Raw genomic sequence first — 24,193 nt, 5'->3', positions numbered from 1 at the left:
AGCGGCTCAGTCGTGCGGCACCACGGCGACGGGGCAGCCCGCGTGGTGCAGCACGCCATGGGCCACGGAGCCGATCCGGGCGCCCACGGCCGTGCGGTGGGCGCGGCGCCCGACGACCATCAGCTGGGCCCGCCCGGCCACCGACAGCAGGACCTGGCCGGCGCTGCCCATCTCGACGTGCTCGACCACGGGCACGTCGGGGAAGCGCTCCCGCCACGGCTGCAGGGCCGCGGCCAGCGCCTTCTTCTCGTACGGCTCCAGGCCGCCGGCCTCGTCGAGCATCTTCAGCGAGCCCGGGCTGTAGGCGAACACCGGCGGCAGGCTCCAGGCCCGTACCGCGCGGACGGTGGCACCGCGGGCGGCCGCCGTCTCGAAGGCGAACCGCAGCGCGGCGGCGCTGTCGTCGGGCTCGCCCTGCTGACCCACGACGACGTCGCGCCCGGCCGCCTCGGCGCTGGGGTCGTCCCCGGCGCGCACCAGGACGACGGGCCGGGTGGTCTCGGCGATCACCTGCCGGCCGACGGAGCCGAGCAGGAACCCGACGACAGGGCCGTGGCCGCGCGAACCGAGGACCAGCAGCTCGGCATCGGCCGCCGCGGCGGTCAGCGCCTCGACGGGCGCACCCTCCGGCACCTCCGTGGCGGCGTCCAGACCGGGGTGCCGTTCGACGACCGTGCGCACGGCCTCCGCGGTCCCGTCCCGCATCCACTGCTCCTGGGCCGCCCGGTCCGCCAGCTCCGCCAGCTCCGGCTGGAACCGCCAGGCGTGCACCACCCGCAGCGGCAGTCCGCGGCGCACCGCCTCCCGGGCCGCCCAGGCCAGCGCGGCCAGGCTCTCCTCGGTCCCGTCGACCCCTGCCGTGATCGGGCGCGTCATGCGGATGTCCCCTCGTCTCGTCTCGTCCCGTGATCCGGATGCCTCGGCCCCAGTCTTCACTACGCTGGCCGTCATGACCTTGGAATGGGAACAGGTGATCGTCGACGCGACCGACCCCGTGGCGCTGGGCCGCTGGTGGGCCGAGGCACTGGGGTGGGTGGTGGTGAGCGACGCTCCCGACGAGTACGAGATCCGGCCCGCGCCGGACCGCAAACCGGGCCTGCTCTTCGTTCCCGTACCGGAGGGCAAGACCGTCAAGAACCGTCTGCACCTGGACTTCCGGCCCGCCGACCACCGTGCCGAGGTGCACCGGCTGCTGTCCCTCGGGGCGCGTTACGCGGACATCGGACAGGGCGAGCAGACCTGGGCCACGCTGTGGGATCCGGAGGGCAACGAGTTCTGCGTGCTCAGCGACCGCGTCTCGGATACCTGAGCACGTCGGGGCGATCGAACATACGATGACCGGAGCCGGGCCGGTGACATTGGGGGTACCGGCCCCCGACCCGACCGCTCGGGGTGTGAGACGTTATGCCAGAGGCCGCCGAAACAGCGCGGACCGTCATCCTGACCGTGGACGACGACCCGGGGGTCTCCCGTGCCGTCGCCCGTGACCTGAGGCGCCGCTACGGCGCGTCGTACCGGATCGTGCGCGCCGAGTCCGGCGAGTCGGCGCTCGAGGCGCTGCGCGAGCTGAAGCTCCGCGGGGACCTGGTGGCCGTGATCCTCGCCGACTACCGGATGCCGCAGATGAACGGCATCGAGTTCCTGGAACAGGCACTCGACGTGTATCCGGGCGCGCGGCGGGTGCTGCTGACCGCGTACGCGGACACCAACGCGGCGATCGACGCGATCAACGTCGTCGACCTGGACCACTACCTGCTCAAGCCGTGGGACCCGCCCGAGGAGAAGTTCTACCCCGTCCTCGACGACCTGCTGGAGGCGTGGCGGGCCGGTGACCACCGGCCGGTGCCGAGCACCAAGGTGGTCGGGCACCGTTTCTCGGCGCGCTCCTCGGAGGTGCGGGAGTTCCTGGCGCGCAACCAGGTGCCGTACCGCTGGTACTCCTCGGACGAGCCCGAGGGCCGGCGGCTGCTCGCGGCGGCCGGGCAGGACGGGCAGCGGCTGCCTCTGGTGGTCACCCCGGACGGTACGCCGCTGGTCGAGCCGGAGGCGCCCGACCTGGCGGCGCACGTGGGGCTGGCCACGACGCCGACGGCCGACTTCTACGACCTGGTGGTGATCGGCGGCGGCCCGGCGGGGCTCGGCGCGGCCGTCTACGGGGCCTCGGAGGGGCTGCGGACCGTGCTGGTGGAGCGGTCGGCGACCGGCGGTCAGGCCGGGCAGAGCTCCCGCATCGAGAACTACCTGGGCTTCCCGGACGGCGTGTCCGGCGCGCAACTCACCGACCGGGCCCGGCGGCAGGCGACGAAGTTCGGCGCCGAGATCCTCACCGCGCGCGAGGTGACGGGACTGGAGATCGGCGGGGCCGCGCGGGTCGTACGGTTCTCCGACGGCTCGGCGGTCGCCGCGCACAGCGTGATCCTGGCGACCGGCGTGTCGTACCGTCAGCTGGGCGCGCCGGGGACGGACGACCTGACCGGCTGCGGGGTGTTCTACGGCTCCGCGCTGACCGAGGCGGCCTCCTGCCAGGGGCACGACGTGTACATCGTGGGCGGCGCCAACTCGGCCGGCCAGGCCGCGATGTACCTCTCCCGGGGCGCCAAGTCGGTGACGCTGCTGGTGCGCGGCCCCGACCTGTCGGCGTCGATGTCGCACTACCTGATCCAGCAGATCTCCGAGTCGTCGAACATCTCGGTGCGCTGCGGCACGGTCGTCGAGGAGGCGCACGGCTCGGACCATCTCGAACAGCTGACGCTGCGGGACGTGGCGAGCGGCGAGACCGAACGTGTCGACGCGCAGTGGATGTTCGTGTTCATCGGGGCGGCCCCGCTGACCGACTGGCTGGACGGGACGGTGCTGCGCGACGAGCGCGGGTTCATCCTGGCCGGGCCCGACCTCACGCCGGACGGGCGGCCGCCGGCGGGCTGGGAGCTGGACCGGCCGCCCTACCATCTGGAGACCAATGTGCCGGGCGTGTTCGTGGCGGGCGACGCGCGCGCCGAGTCCGCCAAGCGGGTCGCGTCCGCCGTCGGAGAGGGAGCCATGGCCGTGATGCTCGTCCACCGGTATCTGGAGCAGTCGTGAGCGGGCGGGCGATGCCGTGCAGCCCGGCGGAGATCGGCTCGCTGTTCCTGTTCGAGGAGCTGACGCCCGAGCAGCTCGGCAGCCTGTGCGCCGCGGGGCGGGTGGAGAAGTTCGAGCCCGGGTGGGTGTACACCGAGGGTGAGCCGGCCACCTGCTTCTACGTCATGATCGAGGGCACGGTCGTCATCTCCCGGCGGGTCGGCGGCGACGACGTGGAGGTCAACCGGACCTCGCAGCGCGGGGTGTACGCGGGCTCCATGCAGGCCTATCTCGGGGACCGGGTGCCGCAGGTCTACGGCAGTTCGCTGCGCGTGACGGAGCCGACGAGGTTCTTCGTGCTGCCCGGCGAGACGTTCGCGGCGTTCATGCGGCAGTGGTTCCCGATGGCCGTCCATCTGCTGGAGGGGCTGTTCTTCGGTTCGCGCAACACCCAGCGGGCCGTGGGGCAGCGGGAGCGGCTGCTGGCGCTGGGCTCGCTGTCGGCGGGGCTCACGCACGAGCTCAACAACCCCGCGGCGGCGGCCGTGCGGGCGACGGCGACCCTGCGCGAGCGGGTGGCGAAGATGCGGCACAAGCTGGCCGTCATCGCGCAGGGCTCCTACTCCCCCGAGGTCCTCTCCGGACTCATCGAGATCCAGGAGCGCACCGCCGAACGGGTCGCCAAGGCCCCGGCGTTGAGCCCCCTCGAGGCGTCCGACCGGGAGGACGAACTCTCCGACTGGCTCGACGACCACGGCATCACCGAAGGCTGGCGCATCGCGCCGACCTTCGTCCAGGCCGGACTCGACGTGGACTGGCTGGAGCAGGTCGCGGCCGCGGTCGACGAGGAGATCCTGTCCGGTGCGGTCGGCTGGCTCAACTACACGGTCGAGACCGAGCTGTTGATGGACGAGATCGCGGACTCCACCAACCGCGTCTCCCACCTCGTCGAGGCCGCCAAGCAGTACTCGCAGCTCGACCGCGCCCCCTACCAGGTCGCCGACGTGCACGAACTCCTCGACAGCACGCTGCTGATGCTGTCGGGCAAGATCGGGCAGCGGATCAAGGTCGTCAAGGAGTACGACCGTACGCTCCCGAAGGTGCCGGCGTACCCGGCGGAGCTGAACCAGGTGTGGACGAACCTCGTCGACAACGCCGTCTTCGCCATCAACAGCACGGGCGGGGAAGGGACGTTGACGGTGCGGACGGCGCGTGAGCACGACCGGATGCTGGTGGAGTTCCGGGACACCGGGCCCGGGGTGCCGCCCGACATCCGCACCCGCATCTTCGACCCCTTCTTCACCACCAAGCCGGTGGGCGAGGGCACCGGACTCGGTCTGGACATCTCCTGGCGGATCGTGGTCAACAAGCACCACGGTTCTTTGCAGGTCGAGTCCGCACCGGGTGACACCCGCTTCCAGGTGCTGCTGCCGCTCACCGCGGCGGACCCCGACACGACAGAGGAGCCGCAATGACCAGCGAGAACGCGATCGACCCCACGGCCCTGCCGAGCGGCGCGGGCTGTCTGGAGTGCGACGAGGCCGGCGGCTGGTGGTTCCATCTGCGGCGCTGCGCGACCTGCGGCCACGTCGGCTGCTGCGACTCCTCCCCCGCGCAGCACGCCACGGCCCACTACAAGGCCACGGGGCATCCGCTGGTGCGCAGCTTCGAGCCGGGCGAGGAGTGGTTCTGGGACTACGCCACGAACGAGCTGTACGAGTCGGGCCCGGACCTGGCACCCCCGGCCGCCCACCCCGAGGACCAGCCGGTCCCCGGCCCGGCGGGACGTGTCCCGGCGGACTGGGCACGGACGTTGAGGCGCTGACGCGGGCGGGGAGAGCCCGGGTACGTCTCCCTTCCGGGCTCAGCGGGGTGCCGCCGGAGGCCCGTGCCAGGATGGGGCCGTGCCGCAGAATGTGTTCACCCCGCCGCTGATCGGCCGGGACGAGGAGCTCGCCCGACTCGCCGGTGTTCTGGAGCGTACCCGGGCCGGGGAGGCGCGGGCCGTGCTGCTCGCCGGGGACGCCGGTGTCGGCAAGACGCGGGTGCTGGACGAGGTCGCCGCCCGGGCCGCCGCGGCGGGGACGACCGTGCTCACCGGTCACTGTGTCGACCTCGGTGACGTCGGTCTGCCGTATCTGCCGTTCACCGAGATCCTGGGCGCGCTCACCGCCGACGAGCGCTTCGCGGACGTCCTCGCCGGGCATCCCGTGGTCGACCGGCTGCTGGGTGCCGGGACGGACGCCGTGCGGGACGTGGGCGGGCGGCTGCGGCTGTTCGAGGGCATGGCGGCGCTGCTGGCCGACCTGTCGGACACCGCCCCGCTGCTGCTCGTCCTGGAGGACCTGCACTGGGCCGACCAGTCCTCCCGTGACCTGCTGCGGTTCCTGCTCAGCCGGGGCATCGTGCAGCGCCCGGCCGGCGGTGCGCCCGGCCACCGGCTGGCGGTCCTCGCGTCGTACCGCGCGGACGACCTGCACCGCCGTCATCCGCTGCGCCCGCTGCTCGCCGAGCTGGTACGGCTGCCCTCCGTGGAGCGGCTGGAGCTGCAACCCATGGCGGACGCGGAGGTGACCCGGCTGGTGCGGGCCCTGGAGGCGCGGCCCCTGCCGGAGACGACGGTGCGCCGGATCGTGGAGCGGGCCGAGGGCAACGCCTTCTACGCCGAGGAACTGCTCGCCGCGACGGACACGGAGGCCGGGGGCGTGCCCAGTGGTCTGGCCGACGTCCTGCTCATCCGCGTCGAGCAGTTGTCCGACACCGCCCAGCAGGTGCTGCGCACGGCCGCCGTCGCCGGGCGCCGCGTCGAGCACGAGCTGCTGCGGGACGCGGTGCGCCTTGCCGAGGACGAGCTGGAGTCGGCGCTGCGCGAGGCGGTCGGGCGCCAGCTGCTGGTCGCCGGGGACGGGGACACGTACGCGTTCCGGCACGCCCTCGCCCGCGAGGCCGTGTACGCGGATCTGCTCCCGGGCGAACGGGCCCGCCTGCACGGCGCGTTCGCGCGGCTGCTCGCCGCGGGCGGCCGGCCGGAGAACGCGGCCGAGCGCGCCCACCACCACCGCGAGAGCCACGAACTCGCCGAGGCGCTCGCGGCGTCGATGGAGGCCGCCGACCACGCCCAGCGGGTGGGCGCGCCGGCCGAGGAGCTGCGCCATCTGGAGGCGGTCCTCGACCTGTGGGCGGCGGTGGAGTCGGCCGCGCGGCCCTGGGGCGAGGGCGTCGACCGGGTCACGCTCACGCTGCGCGCCTCGGCGGCGGCCGCACACGCCGGGGACACCCACCGCGCGGTCGCCCTGGCCCGCTCCGCGCTGGCCGGGGTCGGCCAGGACGCCGATTCCGAGCTCGCCGCCCGGGTGCGCTACACGCTCGCCGGGAACCTGATGAACGTCGACAGCCTGTCAGCGGCCTTCGCCCACAGCAGTGAGGCGCTGGCGATGATCCCCGCCGAGCCGCCGTCGCCCACCTGGGTGTGGGCCGCGGCCACCCACGTCATGGCGGCGCGGCACGTCGGGGACAACGACACCGCGCTGCGCGTCGCCCGGCAGGCCCTGGGCGCCGCCGAGGAGTTGGGCCTGACGGACGCGCAGGCCGACCTGATGGTGTCGCTCGCCCTCCTCGAGGGCGGCGGCCGACAGAGCGCCGGGGGTCGCGAGCGGCTCCGTGAGGCCCGGGAGCTGGCCCGGCGGTCGGGCAACGCGCAGGTGGAGGGGCGGGCCCTGTTCAACCTCGCCATCGGCTCCTTCGAGGCCGGGGCCCTGGAGGAGTGCGTGCCCTGGGTGACCGAGGGGCTGGACCGCGCCCGCCGCGCGGGGCTGCTGTCGTCGCTGTATCCCCTGGAGATGCGCTACCTCCGACTGCTGGTGCTGTACGCGCTGGGCCGCTGGGACGAGTGCCTCGGTGCGGTGGCGGAGGACGCCGAGGTGCTGCCCGCGGCCGGCGTGTACACGGTCGGGCCCGCGCTGTACGTGTCGGTGGCCCGGGGGGACCTGATGGGGGCCACGGAGCGGGCCGAGGCGCTGCTGAAGGGGCCGTTCGACTGGATGGCCGCGCTCGTCGCGGGCATCGTCCTGACCGACGCGGCCGCGCTGCGCGGGGATCCGCCAGGGGCCGTGGCGCGGCTGCGGTCCACCGTCGAGGCCCTCACGGACGAGGCGGGCAACCGCCCGTACGTCACGGTGCGGCTCGCCGCGCTCGCCTTGTCGGCCGTCGCCGACGCGGCCTGCGCCGCGCGCCTGACCGGCGACGAGGCTGCGGCGCGCCGCTGGGCGGGCACTGCGGCCGAGTTGGAGGAGTTGGCCCGCCCGACGGTCCTGCCGGAGGAGGGCGGAGCGCGGCAGGGGCCGGAGGGGCTCGCCTGGCTGGCCCGTGTGGAGGCGGAGCGGATACGCGCCGTGTCGGGGCCGGACGTGGCGGCCTGGGAGAAGGCGGTCGCCGCTTTCGCCTACGGCGACGTGTACGAGCGGGCGCGCTGCCGACTGCGGCTCGCCGAGGCTCTGTTGGTGGCCGAGCGGCGCGAGGAGGCGGCCGCCGAGGCCGGGGCGGCGCGGGAGACCGCCGTGCGGCTCGGTGCCGCCGCGCTGCTGGAGCGGGTGGACGCGCTGGTCCGCCGCGGCCGTCTCACGGAACCCGCCGCGGAGGGCACCATGGCCAACCGGGCCTCGCCGCTCACGGCTCGCGAGCAGGACGTGCTGCGACTGCTCGCCCGGGGCCGCAGCAACCGTCAGATCGGCGAGGAGCTGTTCATCAGCGGGAAGACGGCGAGCGTGCACGTCTCCAACATCCTCGGCAAGCTCGGCGCCGCGAGCCGCACGGAGGCGGTGGCGATCGCCTACCGCCTGGGCCTGGTCACCCCCGAGCCGACGGCGTCCCCCTGACCCTGGGGGCTCGCCGTCGGCGCCGGGTTGGTGTCAGTGCCGGGCGGGCGTGTTCGCGGCGGTCACGTTGACGGCCGCCCACGACGTGTTGACCGTCTTGTACTCGACGCTGGTCGCGCCGTAGAGGTCCTTGGCCGCCTTCAGCGTCGCGATGCGCGCTCCGTGGAAGTCGGTCGAGGAGACCATGTAGCGGGTCAGGGCCCGGTAGTAGATGGCCGTGGCCTTGGCTCGGCCGATTCCCCTGACCGTGGAGCGGTCGTAGGTGGGCGAGTTGTAGGTGACGCGGCCGATGGTCTTGCGGCCGCTGCCCTCGGCGAGGAGGTAGTACGCGTGCGAGGAGACGCCGGAGCCGGCGTGGACCTCGGCGTTGTACACGGCCGGTGACCAGTAGTCGATCGCGCCCTCCAGCCGGTCGAGGGACGGGCGGTCCAGACGGCGCAGGAACTTCTGGTCCAGGCCGAGCTTCTCGCCGATGAGGTAGTTGGGCGGGTTCTTCGCGTTGTTGGCGCTGAACTCGACGTTGGAGCCGAAGATGTCCGCCAGGGACTCGTTCAGCGAGCCGGGCTCGCCGTACTGGTTGCCGGCCGAGTCGACCCGCGTGGGTTCCAGGCGGGCGGTCGCGTCGACGACGCCGTGGGTGAGCTCGTGGCCGGTGACGTCGAGGACGACGAGCGGCTTCTTGAGCATCTCCCCGTCACCGTCGCCGTAGAGCATGCAGCCGCACTCCGGGTACCAGAACGCGTTGCCCACCTTGTTGCCGAAGTGGACCATGGCGAGGGCGCCCTTGCTGTTGTTCTTGATGCCCTTGCGGTTGAAGGTCTTCTTGTAGAAATCCAGGGTCTGGGTGACGCCGTACTGGGCGTCGACCGCGGCACTGGTGCGGTTGGAGACCGTCCCGTTGCCCCACTTGTTGTTGGTGGAGGTGAACTTCCGGCCCTGAGCGAAGTTCTCCAGCTCCTGCCCCTTGGCGTCGCGGGTCTCCGTCCCCCAGCGGGTGGGGTCCTTCAGGAGGTAGCTCGTGCGGGCCGTGCGGGTGGTGGTGAGCTTGACGGAGCCCGCGAAGAGGGAGGCGCCGGTGCCCGTGGCGGTCGACGGGTAGGCGGCGGCGCCCGGTGCCGGAGCGGCGGTGAGGCCGTTGGCGGGCGGGGCGGTGCCGGTCTGCGGGTCGAGCCTGTCGCCGCGCTCGCGCAGGGTGTCCAGCAGCCGGGGCGAGAGGAACTCGTCGCTGTCGGGCGCGCTGCTGCGCACCTTGCCGGTGAGGGCGTCGACGACGACCGTACGGGAGCCGCCGGCCCCGGTGGTGTCGGCGTCGGTGACGCGCACCTGGTAGGCGAGGGCCGGGGCGCCGTCCCGGGCGTCCACGACGAGTTCGGCGGCGGCCGCGCGGCCCTTGGCCGCCGCGGCGGCCTTCGTCTCGGCCTGCCGGGCCGTCAGCTTCGCCGTGACGGTGGCGGGACGGACGGTGCGGTCGGCGGCGCGGGTGACACCGGCGTAGGCGAGCCGCTCGGTGAGGTGGACGACGAGGTCGCCGCCGAGGACGGGCATCCCCTCGTGTGTCCGGGCGAAGCGGACGTGTCGTGCGCCCTCCGGGTCGATCAGCACGTCCTGGGGTTCGAGCGCGTCGCCGTCGGTGACGCCGGTCGCCGAGGCGTGCGCGAAGGCGGCGGCCCGGGCTGCCTCGACGACGGCCGCTGCCGGTGATCCGGCGGCGGTGGCCAGGGCGGGGGTGTCCCCCGCGGACGGGGCCGCGAGGGCCGTGCCCGTCAGGCCCGTGGCGGCCGTCGCCACGGCCACGGCAACCGCGAGGCTGCGTATGTGTGCTCTACGCACGAATGAGGGTTCCTTCGTTCACGGGCGGCGGTGGTCACCGGCCAGCCGTGGCCAACCGCCCAGTGTCACGGCGCCGTTGAGCGCCGTGGGGGCCGGTCGAGCCCCGGGAGTAACCCTTACGGATACGTCATGTCCATGTAAAGGCCGGAAAGCGGTATTGATGACACTTCGAGGCGATACTCTGCGATTCCGCGCCGCTCGGTGATCAACGGATGACCAACTGTGCTGCGGATGTGGAGATGTGATGGAGTGCGAGAAGGTTCCCCGCTTCGGGTGTGATCGATCTCGCACCGGATCGCCGGGCAGGCCCCGGCGGAGACGGGAGAGAAACCGGATGGTCTCAGCAACGGTGGGCAGGGGTACGGCACTGGCGGCGGCCCTGCTGACCCTCCTCGCGGTCCCGGCGCACGCGGCGCCGCAGGAGCCACAGCCCGACCTCACCGGACTGCGCGGCTTCCTGCGCACCGCGCAGGAACAGGGGGCGCCCGGCGCGATGGCGCGGATCGACGACCACGGCACGGTCAGCAAACTCACCGTGGGGGTCGCCGACCGCACCACCGGAAGAGTCCTGAGCACCACCGACCGCTTCCGTATCGGCAGTGTCACCAAGACCTTCACCACCGTCGTCCTGCTGCAACTCGTCGACGAGGGCAAGCTGAGCCTGGACGCGCCGGTCAACCGCTATCTGCCGGGGCTGCTGCCGGACGGCACCATCACCGTGCGGCAGGTGCTCAGCCACCGCAGCGGCCTGTACGACTACACCAACGACATGTTCGCGCGGACCGTCCCCGGCTTCGAGGCCGTCCGCGGCAAGGTCTTCACGTACCGTCAGCTGGTGGACCTGTCCCTCAGGCACGCCCGGACCGGCGCGCCCGGCGCGGCCTACTCCTACTCCAACACCAACTTCGTCGTCGCCGGGATGCTCGTCGAGAAGCTGACCGGGAACCCCGTGCGGACCGAGTACCAGAACCGGATCATCAAGCCGCTGAACCTGAGCGACACCTTCTACGTGCACCCCGACACCCGCATCCCGGGCCGTCACGCCCTCGGCTACCTCACCCCCGACGAGTCCGGCGCTCCCCTGGTCGACGCGACCGAGCAGACGGCCTCCTGGGCACAGAGCGCGGGTGCGATCGTCTCCAGCACGCAGGACCTCAACACCTTCTTCTCCGCCCTGCTCGGCGGCCGGCTGACCTCGGCCGCGCAGCTGGCGCAGATGGAACGCTGGACGCCGGCGGGCACCGGCCAGGCGTACGGACTGGGCCTGCGCCGCCGCGACCTGTCGTGCGGCGTCTCCGTCTACGGCCACACCGGGACCGTCCAGGGCTACTACACCTACGCCTTCGCCTCGAAGGACGGCGGGCGCAGCCTCACCGCCGTAGCAACCACCTCCAACAACGGCACCGTGCTCAACACGATGCTGCGCACCCTGGAGTCGGCGTTCTGCGGCAAGCAGACGCCCGCGGCCCGCGGCGCCGGCGCCGCGGTCGTGGAACGGCACGAGGACGTCGCCCCGGGCATCCTCCGGGACTGAGGCCCCCACACTGTCCTCGGTGGAGCGGTTCGGGCCGCGCCGGTAAATCGAAAAGACGGCCGGACCGAATACGTCGGCGCCCGGAGTTGGCTTTCCGGGTGCCGACGGTTCGGTTTACCGCGGGTTACCACCAGTTCGGCGTACAGATATTCGTACGGCGGCCTCACGCGACGGAATTGCCCCGGCGTCCACGTGCGCGAGGGCGGCACGTACGCCCTTTCGTCGCACATACGCTCACCCTTTTTGAATGAAAGACAAGAAGCGGCCCCGAGTTGCGGTTTCGTTGAACGCACACCGGCACGCTCGCCGTACCACTGGGAAAGGGCCAGAACCGGGGGTTCAGCGAGGGATGACCATGGTCAAGGCGCACGTCTCCGCACATGAGTTGGTCGCCGGAAGGTACCGGCTCCTCGATGTCGTCCACCAGGAGACGAACCGTGTGTGCTGGTACGGCGAGGATGTCGAGACCTCCCGGCCGTGTCTGCTCACCGGCATCGGACTGCCACCCGACGTGGGCGAGGAGACCACCGGCCGGATACTGCGTATGTCCGAGACGATGGCGCGCCTGTGCCCCGGCCAGGTCGCGCCCGTCATCGGCGCGCTGATGGAGTCCGGCACCCTGTGGACCGTCACCGACTGCGTCGACGGCACACCACTGGGCGAAGTCCTCGCACAGCAGGGCACATTGAGCCATGTCAAAGCGGCCCGCATCGGCCTCGAACTGCTCGACGTACTGAACAGCGCGCACGGCCAGGGCATCACCCACGGCGAACTCAGCCCCGGCCAGGTGTTCGTGCGGGACCGCGGCCCGATCGTGGTCACCGGTTTCGGCCTGGCCGGCGCGACGCTCGCGCCCCGGCTGACCGCACCGTCGTTCGCCTCCCCCGAGCAGGCCCGCGACCAGCGCATCGGGCCCGCGGCCGACCTGTGGGCGCTGGGGGCGATCCTCTACACGATGGTGGAGGGACGCCCGCCCTTCCGTGACCGGGGCCGGCCGGAGGCCACGCTCAAGGGCGTGGACCGGCTGCCGTTGCGCACACCGGTGCGCGCCGGATCCCTCAACCAGGTCGTGCAGGGACTGCTGCGCAAGGAGTCCCGGGAGCGGCTGACCCGGCCGGTGGTCCGCGCGGCCCTCACCCGGGTCCTGACCGAGGACCCGGACGGCGCGTTCGAGGAGGGGTCCGAGCCGCTGCTGCGCCGCGCCTACACCGCGGTCGTGCACGCCGGGCCCGGGTGGAGCGGGCGCACCATGGTGGCCGGGACGGCCCTTGCCGTGGTCACCGTCGCGGTCGCCGTCCTCGCCGCCACGGACCTGCTGTCCGGCAGCGGCACCTCGTCGTCCGACGCGCAGGCGCGACCCTCCTCCTCGATCGACGCGCCCGCCACCCCGCCCGTCCCGTCGGCCTCCGGCGGCGCGTCCGCCCAGAGCCCGGACGGGCAGGCGACCGAGCCGTCCGTGAAGCCGACCCCCACCGCGTCGAAGCCGCCGTCCGCCTCCTCAGCCTCCTCGGCCCCCGAATCGGCGCCGCCCTCCTCCCCCGGCGGTCTGCCGTCCGGCTTCCACCGCTACGACGCGGCGGAGGGCTTCTCCGTCGCCCTCCCCGATGGCTGGAAGCGTCTGAACACCCAACGCCAGGGGGACCTGGCCTACCGCGTCACGTTCGGCGCGCCGGGCGACGCGCGCACGCTCGCGGTGACCTACAGCGAGCGCGTCGGCCCGGATCCGGTCGCCGTCTGGCGTGACGACGTCGAACCCGGGCTGCGGAAGGAGGACGGCTTTCGGCGCATCGGCGACATCGAGGCGACGACGTACCAGGGGTACAAGGCGGCCGACATGGAGTGGCTCAGCGACTACGACGGCACCCGCGTCCGCACCTTCGGCCGCGGCTTCCTCCTCGGCGGCCACCGCGGCTTCTCGCTGCGCTGGACGGCGCCCGCCGCCGACTGGGACGGTGCCCAGAACCAGCGCGCCCTGGACACCGCCCTGAAGACCTTCCGGCCGGCGTCGGACTGACGGCCGACGGCCGGACGTGACGGCCGGCCTCAGTCCGAAGGGCGCGGGGCGCGCAGGGAACGCAGGGGGCCGCCGTGCAGTGGTTCCGTGGCCCAGTGGGCCGTGAACGTGCGGTCGGTGAGCGAGCACGTCACGACGAGGTGGTGCGGGGTCTCCAGGAACGCGACATCGACGGTGAGGGTGCCGGCGTCGGTCCAGCCGCCGCTCACCGCGGTCGGTAGCGGATCCTCGCCCACGCTCCAGTCGGCCCCGCCGAGCGCCAGCTCCAGCCGGTGTCCGTCCTCGGTGAGCGTGACCGTCCAGCCGTCCGCACCGGGCGCGAGGGCGACGCAGGCCAGGGTCCGCCGGGCCGCGCAGACGCCGCCGGCCGGGGTGAACTCGGTGGCGGACCACTCCTCGGCCCGTTCCGGCGGCGCGGGCTTGCCCGGAGCCGGGGGCAGCGCGAGCCGCGCGAGCCGCTCCCGCAGCGCCTCGTCGGCGCCGTGCCCGTCGGGCAGCGGTCCGTCGGCGAACGCGGGCAGCAGGTGCTTCCAGGCCAGGTTCAGCCAAGCCTGCATGTCCGCGGTCGCCGCGGTCGCCGCGATCACGGCGTCCTGCTCGGGCAGGACCAGGCAGAACTGGCCGTACGCGCCGTCGCCCCGGTAGCCGTGCCGGGACCTCCAGAACTGGAAGCCGTAGCCCTGGTCCCAGTCCTGCCGGTCCTGCGGGGCCGTGGCGCCCGCCGTCGGGATGTGTTCGCGGGTCGCCTCGGCCACCCACTCCTCCCCCAGCAGGCGCTCGCCCTCCCACACACCGCCGTTCAGATACAGCTGGCCGAGCCGGGCGACGACGTCGGTCGTGGCGTGCAGCCCACTGAAGCCCAGCTCGCGGCCGGCCCGGTCACGCAGCCACGCCACCTCGCCGGCGCCGACCGGATCCAGCAGCCTGGGCCGCAGGTAGTCGGTGAGCGACTGTCCCGTGACGCGCTGGACGATCGCGCCCAGCGTGTAGGTGGCGGGCTGGTTGTAGGCGAAGACGGTGCCCGGATCGCGGTCCGGGGGCAGCAGCAGGAACCCTCGGACCATCTCGTCGCGGTCGAGCGCGTGGGCCCTGTCGACGGTCTCGTCCTCGTGCCCGCTGGCCATCGCCGCGACGTGCCGGACGAGCATCGCTCGGCTGCGCGGGTCGGCGATGTCGGCCTCGAACTCGGGGAAGTACGAGATCACCGGGTCGTCGAGCCGGATCAGCCCCTCGGCGACGGCGAATCCGGCGGCCGAGGAGGTGAAGCTCTTGCTGAGCGAGTAGAGGAGGTGGGGGCGCTCGGGGGTGTACGGCGCCCACCAGCCGGACGCCACCAAGCGACCATGGCGCAGGATCATCAGGCTGTGGGGTTCGATGTCCGGGGCGGCGTCGAGGGCGTCCAGGAAGGCGAGGACCCCGGTGGCGTCGACACCTTGGGCGGCGGGCGTGCTCGAAGGCAGTGGGCGAACACTCATACGGCCATCCTCCCCCGGTGATCGGGCGGTGATCGAGCCGTTTTGCGCACCCATGGACGGGGACTCGCACCCCATGGTGCAAATCGGATACACGATGATGACCGAGCAGGCCGGCCCCCGAGAGCTCGTGGACCACGTGGTACGGGCGGAGGAGGCGGGCTTCGACTTCTCGGTGACCTCGGACCACTACTTCCCGTGGCTGCGTTCGCAGGGGCACTCGCCGTACGCGTGGGCCGTCCTGGGCGCCGCCGCGCAGGCCACGTCGCGCATTCCGCTGATGACCTACGTGACGTGTCCGACGTTCCGCTACCACCCGGCCGTGGTGGCCCAGAAGGCGGCGACGCTGCAGTTGCTGTCCGAGGGCCGCTTCCGGCTGGGGCTCGGTTCCGGTGAGAACCTCAACGAGCACGTGGTGGGCGGCGGTTGGCCCGCCGCCGACGTACGGCACGAGATGCTCGAGGAGGCCGTGGAGATCATCCGCGCGCTCTTCGAGGGCCGTCACGTCAACCACCGCGGAACCCACTTCGACGTCGAGTCGGCCCGGCTGTGGGACCTGCCCGACGAGCCGCCGCAGATCGGCATCGCCGTCTCCGGCGAGCAGTCCTGCGCCCTCGCGGGCCGGCTCGCCGACCTGGTCATCGCCACCGAACCCAAGGCCGACCTCCTGGAGGCCTTCGACCGGCACGGCGGCACGGGCAAGCCCCGCGTGGGCCAACTCCCCGTCTGCTACGACCCCGACCGCGACGCGGCCGTCAAGCGCGCCCACGACCAGTTCCGCTGGTTCGGCAGCGGCTGGAAGGTCAACTCCGAGCTGCCGCACCCGGACTCCTTCGACGCGGCCACCCAGTTCGTCACCCCGGACGACGTCGCCGAGTCGATCCCCTGCGGCGACGACCCGGAGGACTTCGTCGAGGCCGTACGCCCGTACGCCGAGGCCGGGTTCACCGAGATCGCCCTGGTGCAGATCGGCGGCGAGTCGCAGGAGGCGTACACGGAGTGGGCGGGCAAGACGCTGCTGCCCGCGCTGCGCGACGCCCTGGGCTGAGGCGGGCGCGCGGGGAGTGGGGCTCCCACGACGAGGAGCCCCACAGTGTCCACCTCGCACCCCGCCGCGCCCCTCAGCGGGACGTGTAGCGGCGCCTCGTCCACAGGGGCAGGGCGAACCAGCACAGCACATACCACAGGACCACCGCGCCGACCAGCCAGGGCACGAAGCCGTCGTGGGTGGCCACCCGCAGGACCAGCAGCAGCGCGGCGGTCATCGTGCCGAGCAGCAGGACCAGGCCGACGAAGGTCAGTCGGGAGGCCCACTGGACCGCCTGGGGCTTCACGAGGCGACCGGAGACCAGGCGGTGGAGGGACACGGGGCCTATGAGGGCGCCGGTCGCGCAGGCGCCCATGACCACGGTCACGATGTAGATCGTGTGGTCCGTGTCCCCCAGGCTCCGGTAGACGGGCGTGAACACCACGGTGAGCAGAAAGCCGAAGAGGATCTGGACGCCCGTCTGGGCCACCCGGACCTCCTGGATGAGCTCCCCCCACATCCGGTCGGCTCTCTCCTCCTCCGTCTCGTTGCGTCCCCTGCGCCTGTTCTCACCGTCTCCGGTGACCGTCACCGTTCCTCCCGGGCTCTCGAACGTTTTTGCGTCCTTCTGTTTCCCGCGAGTACCCCGTGAACGGCGATTCTGTCGGGCCGCCGCCCGACCGTCCTACCAGCGGTCCTCGACCTGCTCCTTGATCCGCCGCTCGTAGAGGTCCCGGATCGCGGCCAGCGTGTCGTCGGACAGCTCGGGCAGCCGGGCGGCGGCCGCGTTGGCGCGGGCCTGCTCGGGCGAGCGGGCGCCGGGGATCACGGTGGTCACGCCGGGCTGCTGGACGACCCAGCGCAGGGCCAGCTGAGCCGGGGTGCATCCCTCGGGGGCCAGGGCGGCGAACTCGGCGGCCGCCTCCACGCCGGTGGCGTAGTCGACGCCGGAGAAGGTCTCGCCCTGGTCGAAGGCCTCGCCGTGCCGGTTGTAGGTGCGGTGGTCGTTCTCGGAGAAGACGGTGTCCTTGGTGTACTTGCCCGACAGCAGGCCGGAGGCGAGCGGAACGCGGGCGATGATCCCGACGCCCGCCTCCTGGGCCGCCGGGAGCACCTCGCGCAGGGGCTTCATGCGGAACGGGTTGAGGATGATCTGCACGCTCGCCACGCCCGGCCGGGCGATCGCGGTGAGCGCCTCGGCGCAGGTCTCGACGCTGACGCCGTACGCGGCGACGCGCTCCTCCTCGACCAGGGTGTCGAGGGCGTCGAACACCTCGTCGTTGGAGTAGACGGGGGTCGGCGGGCAGTGCAGCTGCACCAGGTCGATGCGGTCGACGCCGAGGTTGCGCCGGGAGCGGTCGTTCCAGGCGCGGAAGTTGTCCAGGACGTAGTTCTCCGGGATCTGCTCGAGGCGGCGGCCCATCTTGGTCGCCACCTCCACATGCAGGTCGGGGCGGCCGCCGAGGAAGGTGGCGATGGTCTGCTCGCTGCGCCCGTCGCCGTAGACGTCCGCGGTGTCGAAGAAGGTCACGCCCGACTCGGCCGCCGCCTCCAGCACCGCCAGGGCCTCCTTGTCGTCGACGTCTCCCCAGTCGGCGCCCAGCTGCCAGGTGCCGAGACCGACGACGGATGCGTGCTGACCAGACCTACGGAATTCGCGCTCGTCCATGGCGTCAGTCTGTCACTCGTCACGGCCGTGTGCGGACTGGGTCGCTCCTGCCCGTGTCCTGCCCGCGCCCTGTGAATCTTTCACCCACACGAGTGACGATGTTCGACCGGGGTCGATCGTGTGTCCAGGGCGTCCTAGCGTGAGCGCGTGACCGATCGTTCAGTGAGCAACTTCCTGTCGGCAGACCCCTCCTGGAGCCGTCGCGGCTTCCTGCGCGGCGCCGCCGCCCTGGCAGCCGTACCGGTGCTCGTGGCGGCGGATCCGGCCGTGGCGGCCGAGGAGCTGCCGGACTTCCCGGCGGACGTCCCCCTCCAGCGCACGGCCTACCGGAACTGGGACGGGGAGATCACCGCGACCGGGCTGTGGGCGTGCGCGCCCGGGGCGCCGGAGCAGGTCGTCGCCGTCGTCAACTGGGCCTGGGGCCACGGCTGGACGGTCCGCCCCCGGGGTTCCTCGCACGGCTGGTCGCCGCTGACGATCCCGCCGGACACCCGGGCGGACGCCCGGGTCCTCCTGGTCGACACCGCCCCGCACCTCACGGGCCTGTCCCTGGAGTCCCCGACCACCGTGCGCGCCGGGACCGGGGTGACGCTGGAGGCCCTGCTCACCTGCCTGGAGGGACACGGTCTCGGCGTCACCGCCAGTCCGGCGCCCGGCGACCTCACCCTGGGCGGCGCCCTGGCGGTCGACGCGCACGGCACGGCCGTACCGGCGCGGGGCGAGGAACGGCCGGCGGGACACACGTACGGCTCGCTCAGCAATCTCGTCCTCGAACTGACCGCCGTGGTCTGGGACGAGGCGAGCGGTGCCTACGCGCTGCGGACGTTCACCCGTGACGAGGCCGACTGCGTCGCCCTGCTCACGCATCTCGGGCGGTCGCTGGTCACCGAGGTGGTGCTGCGGGTGGGCGCCAATGCCAACCTGCGGTGTGTCAGCCGTACGGACATCCCGGCGGCCGAGCTGTTCGCGGCGCCCGGGGGCGACGGGCGCACGTTCGCGAGCTTCCTGGAGTCCGAGGGGCGGGTGGAGGCGATCTGGTTCGCCTTCACCGAGTTCCCGTGGTTCAAGGTGTGGAGCGTCGCCCCGGCCAAGCCGCTGACCTCGCGCCGGGTGACGCGGCCCTACCCCTACCCGTTCTCCGACAACGTCCCCACCGTGGTGGCCGATCTCGCCGGGCGGATGGTGTCGGACGGCACCTGGTACCTGGCTCCGGTGCTCGGCAACGCGCAGCTCGACGTGGCGACGGCAGGGCTGGTGGCGACGCTGTCCGCCGACATCTGGGGGCCGTCGAAGAACACGCTGCTTTACATCAGACCGACCACGCTGCGGGTGCACGCCAACGGCTACGCGGTGCTGACCGGCCGTGACCAGGTGCAGCGTGTCGTCAGCGAGTTCACCGCCTTCTACCGGGAGCGGCTGACGGCGTACGCGGCCGAGGGGCGGTTCCCGGTGAACGGCTCCGTGGAGATCCGGGTCACCGGTCTCGACGACCCGGCGGACACCGGACTCGCGGGCGCCCGTCCACCGGCGCTGTCCGCGCTGCGGCCGGTCGAGAACCACCCCGAGTGGGACACCGCCGTCTGGCTGGATGTGCTGACCCTCCCGGGCACCCCGCACGCGGACGCCTTCTACCGGGAGTTGGAGCGGTTCCTGCTCGACACCTACGACGGCACCCACGCGCTCACCCGGGTCGAGTGGTCGAAGGGGTGGGGGTACACGGACGAGGCCGCCTGGAGCGACGACGAGGTGCTGGGGACGGCCGTCCCGGCCTCGTTCGGCTCCGCCTGGGGCGAGGCCGCCCGTGTGCTCCGACGGCTCGATCCGCACCGGGTGTTCGACACGACCCTGCTGGGCCGGCTGTTCGTGTGAGGCCGGGGTGCGACCGCCCCGTGGCTCCTTGCAGATCGCGCCAGTTCGACCGCGTGAGCCACGACACGGCACTCCGGCGGGGCAGGGAAAGATCATCCGGAAATCCGCCGCCAGGGGCAGGAATTGCCCCTTCCCGGCGTCACGGGCGTCCGCCGACAGCAAGATCAACTTTGTTCAATGCTGTATGACATGTAGGTAATTGTCCGGATCGGAGCCAACCGACTCCGGCCGATTTCTCCCCCTCCCGGCGCGCTCGATAGGCATGCGGAGTCACCTGTCGAACACCCCTTTGGGAGATACCGCATGCCCGAACTCACCCGCCGACGCGCCCTCACCGCCGCGGCCGCCGTCGTCGCCACCACCACCGGCGTCCCCGCCGCGGCCGCGGTGGCCGCGGAACACCCGCACGGCTCACCCGAGTCGTTCGACGAGGTCTACAAGGGCCGCCGGATACAGGGCCGGCCGCGGGCCGGGGGCGGTCATCACCACCACGGCGCCGAGTATGCCGTGTTCGTCGACGGGGTGGAGCTGCACGTCATGCGCAACGCCGACGGGACCTGGATCAGCGTCGTCAGCCACTACGACCCGGTGCCCACCCCGCGCGCCGCCGCCCGCGCCGCCGTCGACGAGCTCCAGGGCGCCCGACTGCTGCCGTTCCCGTCGAACTGACCGCCGCACGACCGTACTTGGAGCATCCGCAGATGACCGTCCGCAAGAACCAGGCCGCCCTGACCACCGACGAGAAGCGCCGCTTCGTCGCCGCCGTCCTGGAGCTGAAGCGCAGCGGCCGCTACGACACCTTCGTCACCACGCACAACGCCTTCATCCTCGGCGACACCGACAACGGCGAGCGCACCGGCCACCGTTCACCGTCCTTCCTGCCGTGGCACCGCAGATTCCTGCTGGAGTTCGAGCGCGCCCTGCAGTCGGTGGACTCCTCGGTCGCGCTCCCGTACTGGGACTGGTCCGCCGACCGTTCCGCCCGGGCCTCCCTGTGGGCCCCGGACTTCCTCGGCGGCACCGGGCGCGCCCTGGACGGCCGGGTGATGGACGGCCCGTTCGCCGCCGCCACCGGGAACTGGCCGATCACCGTGCGCGTCGACGGCCGTACGTTTCTGCGCCGCTCACTGGGCAGCGCCGTACGGGAGCTGCCGACCCGTCGGGAGGTGGAGTCGGTGCTGGGGTTGGCGACGTACGACATGGCGCCCTGGAACAGCGCGTCGGACGGCTTCCGCAATCATCTGGAGGGCTGGCGCGGCGTGAACCTGCACAACAGGGTGCACGTCTGGGTCGGCGGCCAGATGGCCACCGGAGTCTCCCCCAACGACCCCGTGTTCTGGCTCCACCACGCCTACGTCGACAAGCTGTGGGCCGAGTGGCAGCGCCGGCACCCCGGCTCGGGCTACGTCCCGGCGGCCGGGACGCCGGACGTGATCGATCTCGACGAGCGGATGAAGCCGTGGAACGACACGGCTCCGGCGGATCTGCTGGACCACACCCCGCACTACACGTTCGACACGGACTGAGTGACGGAACGGTTTGCCTCGCAGGTCAGGGGTACTCGCGGCGACGTACCCGAGAGAGCGAAGGAGGAGACGACCGTGACGAAGGTCGAGGAATCCATCGAGGTCGAAGTCCCCGTGCACACGGCCTACAACCAGTGGACGCAGTTCGAGACGTTCCCGGAGTTCATGAGCGGGGTGTCGCGCGTGGAGCAGCGCACGGACACGCTCACACACTGGGTGACGGACATAAGTGGCGTGCACAAGGAGTTCGACGCGGAGATCACCGAGCAGATCCCGGACGAGAGGGTCGCTTGGACGACTGTCGCCGGTGAGGCACGGCAGGCCGGTGTCGTGACCTTCCACCGCCTCGATGAGGAGCACACCAAGGTGATGCTCCAGCTGGACTACGAGCCCGAGGGCATCGCCGAGACCGTCGGTGACAAGCTCGGGTTCGTCAAGAGGCAGACGAAGGGCGATCTCAAGCGCTTCAAGGAGTTCATCGAGGAGCGCGGCCGTGAAACCGGCGGCTGGCGCGGCGTGGTCACCTGACCGGCCCATGCCCCGCTGCCGGGGTCACCCCACAGCTGCCGTCCGGCACTCCGGGTGACCCCAGCCCTGGTCGTTCTTGGCGATCTGTTCCCCGGCCGCGTAGGTGCGCCCGCACACGCAGCGGCCGGGGAACTTCGCCTTGATCGTGCGGGCCGACGAACCGCCGCCGCGCTGTCGGGGTGCCTTCGCCCCGGCGGCGCGGCGGCGTGTCGTGCCGGCGGCAGGGGTGTCGGGCGAGGGCGGCGGCTCGGGCGATCCGAGGGCACTGCCCGCGGCCTGCTGGGCGGTCGCCGCCTGGCTGGCGGCGCGGTCGGCGAAGTCGTTGAGCGGGTCGCCGTCGACCTGGTGGGCGGGGACGTAGCGGAAGTCGACGTCGCGTCCGTCGAGCAGTTCGTCGATACGGACGACGAGCTCCTGGTTGGCGACCGGCTTGCCCGCGGACGTCTTCCAGCCGTTGCGCTTCCAGCCGGGCAGCCAGGTGGTGACCGCCTTCATGGCGTACTGCGAATCCATCCGGACCTCGAGCGGCACATCGGGCTCGGTCGCCGTCAACAGCCGCTCCAACGCGGTGAGTTCGGCGACGTTGTTGGTGGCCCTGCCCAGCGGGCCCGCCTCCCAGCGGGCCGGGGCCTCGGAGTCGTCGGAGACCACCCACGCCCAGGCGGCCGGTCCGGGATTGCCCTTCGAGGCCCCGTCGCACGCGGCCACCACACGTTCACGCATGGGCACGATCATGCCATGACGTCAGAGGGCGTCTCGCCGTCGGTCAGACGTCCGTGGTCTTCGGCATCTCACCCTCGGTGGTGGTGACGTCGATCACCGAGAAGTTCGCGCCCTGCGGATCGGTCAGGGCCGCGAACCGGCCGTAGGGGGTGCCCATCGGCCCGAACCGCAGGGTGGCGCCGAGCTTGGTGGCCTTGGCGACCGCGTCGTCGCAGTCGGCGACCGTGAAGTAGACGTTGATGTACGGCGGGACCTCGGGCGGGAAGTCGTCGGTCATCCTCATCCGGCCGAACGCCATGGTGTCGCCGACCTGGAACATGCGGAAGTCCATCGTGTCGTCCTGCAACTGCCGCGCCCGGTAGGAGAAGACGGCCGGGAAGAACGTGTCCACCTTCTCGGGCTCGCGCGTGAAGACCTCGGCCCAGGCGTACGCGCCGGGCACCCCCGTCGCCTCGAACCCCTCGTGCCGGCCCGCCTGCCACACGCCGAACACCGCGCCGCTGGGTTCCCGGGCCAGGACCATCGTGCCGAAGTCGCCGACCTGCATCGGCCCCATCAGCACCTCGCCGCCGTTGTCGCGGATCCGGGCGGCGGTGGCCTCCGCGTCGTCCGAGGCGATGTAGAGACACCACTGCGAGTGGCCCTCCTGCCCCGGCATCGGCGGTACGACGGCGGCGACCGCCTTGCCGTCGGCGTAGGCCTGGGTGTAGTTGCCGTACTCCGACGACTGCTCGCCGAAGGTCCAGCCGAGGACGTCGCCGTAGAAGCTCTTCGCCCCCTCGACGTCACTGAACATCGCGTCGGCCCAGCACGGGGCTCCTGCGGGTTGTGCGGCCATGGCGCGGCCCCTTCCCGGTCGATGCGTCGCCGAAGGGCCGTCCCCCTGGGATGCCCGATGGCTTGTCCGAATCCTCACGCTAGTCACCACTTGTCCCGCTCGCGCGCTGAATGTCGGTTTCCGCACCAGACTGGAAGTCCGAGGCAGGACGGGGGCGGCGAGATGGCGGACGGGACGATGCGCGCGTGGTCGGTGGCGGCGCCGGGGCCGGTCGAGCGCGGCTCGCTGCGGCTCGTCGAGAAGCCGGTGCCCGTGCCCGGCGCGGACGAACTGCTGGTGCGGGTGCGCGCGTGCGGGGTGTGCCGCACCGACCTGCACGTCACCGAGGGAGACCTGCCGGTGCGCCGGCCGGGTGTGACGCCGGGGCACGAGGTGGTGGGGGTGGTGGCGGGGGGTGGACCGGCGGTGGACGGGTTCGCGCTCGGCGACCGGGTGGGGGTGGCTTGGCTGCGCCGTACGGACGGGAGCTGCCCGTACTGCGCCCGAGGGGCGGAGAACCTGTGCCCGGCGTCGCGGTACACCGGCTGGGACACCGACGGTGGTTACGCCGAGTACACGACCGTGCCCGCCCCATTCGCCTACCCGCTGCCCGCCGGCGTCGACGACGTGACGCTCGCGCCGCTGCTGTGCGCGGGCATCATCGGTTACCGCGCGCTGCGCCGCGCCGCCCTGCCGCCGGGCGGGCGGCTCGGTTTGTACGGCTTCGGCGGCAGCGCCCACCTGTGCGCGCAGGTGGCCCTGGCCGAGGGCGCCACGGTGCACGTCCTGACGCGCGGGGCGGCGGCGCGGCGGCTGGCGCTCGACCTGGGCGCCGCCTCCGCGCGTGACGCCTACGAGGCGCCGCCCGAGCCGCTGGACAGCGCAATCCTGTTCGCTCCCGTCGGCGACCTGGTGCCGGTCGCGCTGCGGGCCCTGGACCGGGGCGGGGTGCTGGCCGTCGCGGGCATCCACCTGAGCGACGTACCGCCGCTGCGCTACGAGAGCGAGCTGTTCTACGAGAAGGAGCTGCGCAGCGTCACCTCCAACACCCGCACGGACGGGCGGGAGTTCCTCGCACTGGCCGCCCGGCACGGCGTACGCGCGACCACGCACCCCTATCCGCTGTCGCGAGCCGGACAGGCGCTGGCCGATCTCAAGGCGGGACGTTTCGACGGGGCCGCCGTACTGGTGAACGACCTGTCCTGAGCGCCGCCCTCCGGCGTACGGCGCCGGCCGCCACGCTCCCTCCG

General features: G+C 72.4%; 20 protein-coding genes. 13 read left to right on the top strand and 7 right to left on the bottom strand.

Translation table 11 applies throughout. The features are described 5' to 3' along the window. Positions 1 to 6: 6 nt before the first annotated feature. A complete protein-coding gene (locus IG99_RS23010; protein WP_037676754.1) occupies positions 7 to 876 on the bottom strand; it encodes a universal stress protein in 870 nt (289 codons plus the stop codon). 73 nt (positions 877 to 949) lie between these two features. On the opposite strand from IG99_RS23010, the gene IG99_RS23005 reads away from it, so the two are divergent. The 5 genes from IG99_RS23005 (at position 950) to IG99_RS22985 (ending at position 7,934) form a co-directional block, all read left to right on the top strand. Further along, positions 950 to 1,309, top strand: a complete 360-nt coding sequence (locus tag IG99_RS23005; protein ID WP_037676753.1) for a VOC family protein — start codon at positions 950 to 952, stop codon at positions 1,307 to 1,309. A 95-nt stretch (positions 1,310 to 1,404) separates the two neighbouring features. Continuing rightward, positions 1,405 to 3,081, top strand: a complete 1,677-nt coding sequence (locus IG99_RS23000) for an NAD(P)/FAD-dependent oxidoreductase (RefSeq protein ID WP_037676752.1) — start codon at positions 1,405 to 1,407, stop codon at positions 3,079 to 3,081. Then, the gene (locus IG99_RS22995; RefSeq protein WP_037676751.1) at positions 3,078 to 4,535 is read left to right on the top strand and encodes an ATP-binding protein; all 1,458 of its coding nucleotides are present in this window, start codon (positions 3,078 to 3,080) and stop codon (positions 4,533 to 4,535) included. The genes IG99_RS23000 and IG99_RS22995 overlap by 4 nt, the downstream gene beginning before the upstream one ends. After that, the gene (locus tag IG99_RS22990) at positions 4,532 to 4,885 is read left to right on the top strand and encodes a UBP-type zinc finger domain-containing protein (protein ID WP_037676750.1); all 354 of its coding nucleotides are present in this window, start codon (positions 4,532 to 4,534) and stop codon (positions 4,883 to 4,885) included. Before IG99_RS22995 ends, IG99_RS22990 begins: the two co-directional genes overlap by 4 nt. Positions 4,886 to 4,964: 79 nt before the next feature. Next, complete coding sequence (locus IG99_RS22985) at positions 4,965 to 7,934, top strand: helix-turn-helix transcriptional regulator (RefSeq protein ID WP_037676749.1); 2,970 nt, start codon at positions 4,965 to 4,967, stop codon at positions 7,932 to 7,934. Positions 7,935 to 7,967: 33 nt separating this feature from the next. Here the strand turns inward: IG99_RS22985 and IG99_RS22980 are convergent, their stop codons facing one another. Continuing rightward, entirely contained in the window at positions 7,968 to 9,764 is a 1,797-nt protein-coding gene (locus IG99_RS22980) for a M4 family metallopeptidase (protein ID WP_037676748.1), read from the bottom strand. Positions 9,765 to 10,098: 334 nt separating this feature from the next. Here IG99_RS22980 and IG99_RS22975 point away from each other — a divergent pair, with 334 nt between their 5' ends. Together IG99_RS22975 and IG99_RS22970 are read left to right on the top strand one after the other, a co-directional pair. After that, positions 10,099 to 11,298: a serine hydrolase domain-containing protein gene (locus IG99_RS22975; RefSeq protein WP_051865787.1), complete on the top strand. Its 1,200-nt coding sequence runs from the start codon at positions 10,099 to 10,101 to the stop codon at positions 11,296 to 11,298. Positions 11,299 to 11,647: 349 nt separating this feature from the next. Next, complete coding sequence (locus tag IG99_RS22970) at positions 11,648 to 13,312, top strand: serine/threonine protein kinase (RefSeq protein ID WP_037676745.1); 1,665 nt, start codon at positions 11,648 to 11,650, stop codon at positions 13,310 to 13,312. 29 nt (positions 13,313 to 13,341) lie between these two features. Here the strand turns inward: IG99_RS22970 and IG99_RS22965 are convergent, their stop codons facing one another. Continuing rightward, positions 13,342 to 14,787 (bottom strand): serine hydrolase domain-containing protein, encoded by a 1,446-nt coding sequence (locus tag IG99_RS22965; RefSeq protein ID WP_037676743.1) that lies wholly within the window; start codon positions 14,785 to 14,787, stop codon positions 13,342 to 13,344. Positions 14,788 to 14,860: 73 nt separating this feature from the next. Between IG99_RS22965 and IG99_RS22960 the strand changes: the two genes are divergently transcribed. After that, the gene (locus IG99_RS22960; RefSeq protein ID WP_037676806.1) at positions 14,861 to 15,832 is read left to right on the top strand and encodes an LLM class F420-dependent oxidoreductase; all 972 of its coding nucleotides are present in this window, start codon (positions 14,861 to 14,863) and stop codon (positions 15,830 to 15,832) included. A 73-nt stretch (positions 15,833 to 15,905) separates the two neighbouring features. On the opposite strand, the gene IG99_RS22955 is transcribed toward IG99_RS22960, so the two are convergent. Continuing rightward, positions 15,906 to 16,331 (bottom strand): DUF6328 family protein, encoded by a 426-nt coding sequence (locus IG99_RS22955; protein WP_234311926.1) that lies wholly within the window; start codon positions 16,329 to 16,331, stop codon positions 15,906 to 15,908. Between the two features lie 165 nt (positions 16,332 to 16,496). Beyond that, positions 16,497 to 17,480: an aldo/keto reductase gene (locus IG99_RS22950; RefSeq protein WP_037676740.1), complete on the bottom strand. Its 984-nt coding sequence runs from the start codon at positions 17,478 to 17,480 to the stop codon at positions 16,497 to 16,499. 147 nt (positions 17,481 to 17,627) lie between these two features. Between IG99_RS22950 and IG99_RS22945 the strand changes: the two genes are divergently transcribed. The 4 genes from IG99_RS22945 to IG99_RS22930 all read left to right on the top strand — a co-directional run bounded on the left by IG99_RS22945 (position 17,628) and on the right by IG99_RS22930 (position 21,403). After that, on the top strand, positions 17,628 to 19,349 hold the full coding sequence (locus tag IG99_RS22945) for a cholesterol oxidase substrate-binding domain-containing protein (RefSeq protein ID WP_078947840.1): 1,722 nt from the start codon (positions 17,628 to 17,630) through the stop codon (positions 19,347 to 19,349). A gap of 303 nt (positions 19,350 to 19,652) precedes the next feature. Then, positions 19,653 to 20,018: an apotyrosinase chaperone MelC1 gene (gene melC1, locus IG99_RS22940; protein WP_037676738.1), complete on the top strand. Its 366-nt coding sequence runs from the start codon at positions 19,653 to 19,655 to the stop codon at positions 20,016 to 20,018. A 32-nt stretch (positions 20,019 to 20,050) separates the two neighbouring features. Continuing rightward, on the top strand, positions 20,051 to 20,875 hold the full coding sequence (gene melC2 / locus IG99_RS22935) for a tyrosinase MelC2 (RefSeq protein WP_037676737.1): 825 nt from the start codon (positions 20,051 to 20,053) through the stop codon (positions 20,873 to 20,875). Between the two features lie 75 nt (positions 20,876 to 20,950). Then, complete coding sequence (locus IG99_RS22930) at positions 20,951 to 21,403, top strand: SRPBCC family protein (protein ID WP_037676736.1); 453 nt, start codon at positions 20,951 to 20,953, stop codon at positions 21,401 to 21,403. A 24-nt stretch (positions 21,404 to 21,427) separates the two neighbouring features. Here the strand turns inward: IG99_RS22930 and IG99_RS22925 are convergent, their stop codons facing one another. Together IG99_RS22925 and IG99_RS22920 are read right to left on the bottom strand one after the other, a co-directional pair. Then, positions 21,428 to 22,138, bottom strand: coding sequence for a ribonuclease H family protein (locus tag IG99_RS22925; RefSeq protein WP_037676735.1), 711 nt, complete (start codon positions 22,136 to 22,138; stop codon positions 21,428 to 21,430). 31 nt (positions 22,139 to 22,169) lie between these two features. After that, positions 22,170 to 22,964 (bottom strand): VOC family protein, encoded by a 795-nt coding sequence (locus IG99_RS22920; protein ID WP_037676734.1) that lies wholly within the window; start codon positions 22,962 to 22,964, stop codon positions 22,170 to 22,172. Between the two features lie 177 nt (positions 22,965 to 23,141). Here IG99_RS22920 and IG99_RS22915 point away from each other — a divergent pair, with 177 nt between their 5' ends. Beyond that, on the top strand, positions 23,142 to 24,149 hold the full coding sequence (locus IG99_RS22915) for a zinc-binding alcohol dehydrogenase family protein (protein WP_199815580.1): 1,008 nt from the start codon (positions 23,142 to 23,144) through the stop codon (positions 24,147 to 24,149). Positions 24,150 to 24,193: the final 44 nt, after the last annotated feature.

This window comes from Streptomyces griseus subsp. griseus, assembly GCF_000720255.1.
In the GTDB taxonomy this organism is placed as follows: domain Bacteria; phylum Actinomycetota; class Actinomycetes; order Streptomycetales; family Streptomycetaceae; genus Streptomyces; species Streptomyces griseus_I.
This window is presented reverse-complemented; position numbering and strand designations above follow the sequence as displayed.

Bases quoted from the DNA above. Each gene is read 5' to 3' on its own strand.
- IG99_RS23000 (WP_037676752.1), top strand. From the start codon at position 1,405: ATGCCAGAGGCCGCCGAAACAGCGCGGACCGTCATCCTGACCGTGGAC.
- IG99_RS22975 (WP_051865787.1), top strand. From the start codon at position 10,099: ATGGTCTCAGCAACGGTGGGCAGGGGTACGGCACTGGCGGCGGCCCTG.
- IG99_RS22920 (WP_037676734.1), bottom strand. From the start codon at position 22,964: ATGGCCGCACAACCCGCAGGAGCCCCGTGCTGGGCCGACGCGATGTTC.
- IG99_RS22915 (WP_199815580.1), top strand. From the start codon at position 23,142: ATGCGCGCGTGGTCGGTGGCGGCGCCGGGGCCGGTCGAGCGCGGCTCG.
- IG99_RS22950 (WP_037676740.1), bottom strand. From the start codon at position 17,480: ATGGACGAGCGCGAATTCCGTAGGTCTGGTCAGCACGCATCCGTCGTC.
- IG99_RS22955 (WP_234311926.1), bottom strand. From the start codon at position 16,331: ATGTGGGGGGAGCTCATCCAGGAGGTCCGGGTGGCCCAGACGGGCGTC.
- IG99_RS23005 (WP_037676753.1), top strand. From the start codon at position 950: ATGACCTTGGAATGGGAACAGGTGATCGTCGACGCGACCGACCCCGTG.
- IG99_RS22965 (WP_037676743.1), bottom strand. From the start codon at position 14,787: ATGAGTGTTCGCCCACTGCCTTCGAGCACGCCCGCCGCCCAAGGTGTC.
- IG99_RS23010 (WP_037676754.1), bottom strand. From the start codon at position 876: ATGACGCGCCCGATCACGGCAGGGGTCGACGGGACCGAGGAGAGCCTG.
- IG99_RS22925 (WP_037676735.1), bottom strand. From the start codon at position 22,138: ATGATCGTGCCCATGCGTGAACGTGTGGTGGCCGCGTGCGACGGGGCC.
- IG99_RS22960 (WP_037676806.1), top strand. From the start codon at position 14,861: ATGGTGCAAATCGGATACACGATGATGACCGAGCAGGCCGGCCCCCGA.
- IG99_RS22970 (WP_037676745.1), top strand. From the start codon at position 11,648: ATGACCATGGTCAAGGCGCACGTCTCCGCACATGAGTTGGTCGCCGGA.
- melC2 (WP_037676737.1), top strand. From the start codon at position 20,051: ATGACCGTCCGCAAGAACCAGGCCGCCCTGACCACCGACGAGAAGCGC.
- melC1 (WP_037676738.1), top strand. From the start codon at position 19,653: ATGCCCGAACTCACCCGCCGACGCGCCCTCACCGCCGCGGCCGCCGTC.
- IG99_RS22990 (WP_037676750.1), top strand. From the start codon at position 4,532: ATGACCAGCGAGAACGCGATCGACCCCACGGCCCTGCCGAGCGGCGCG.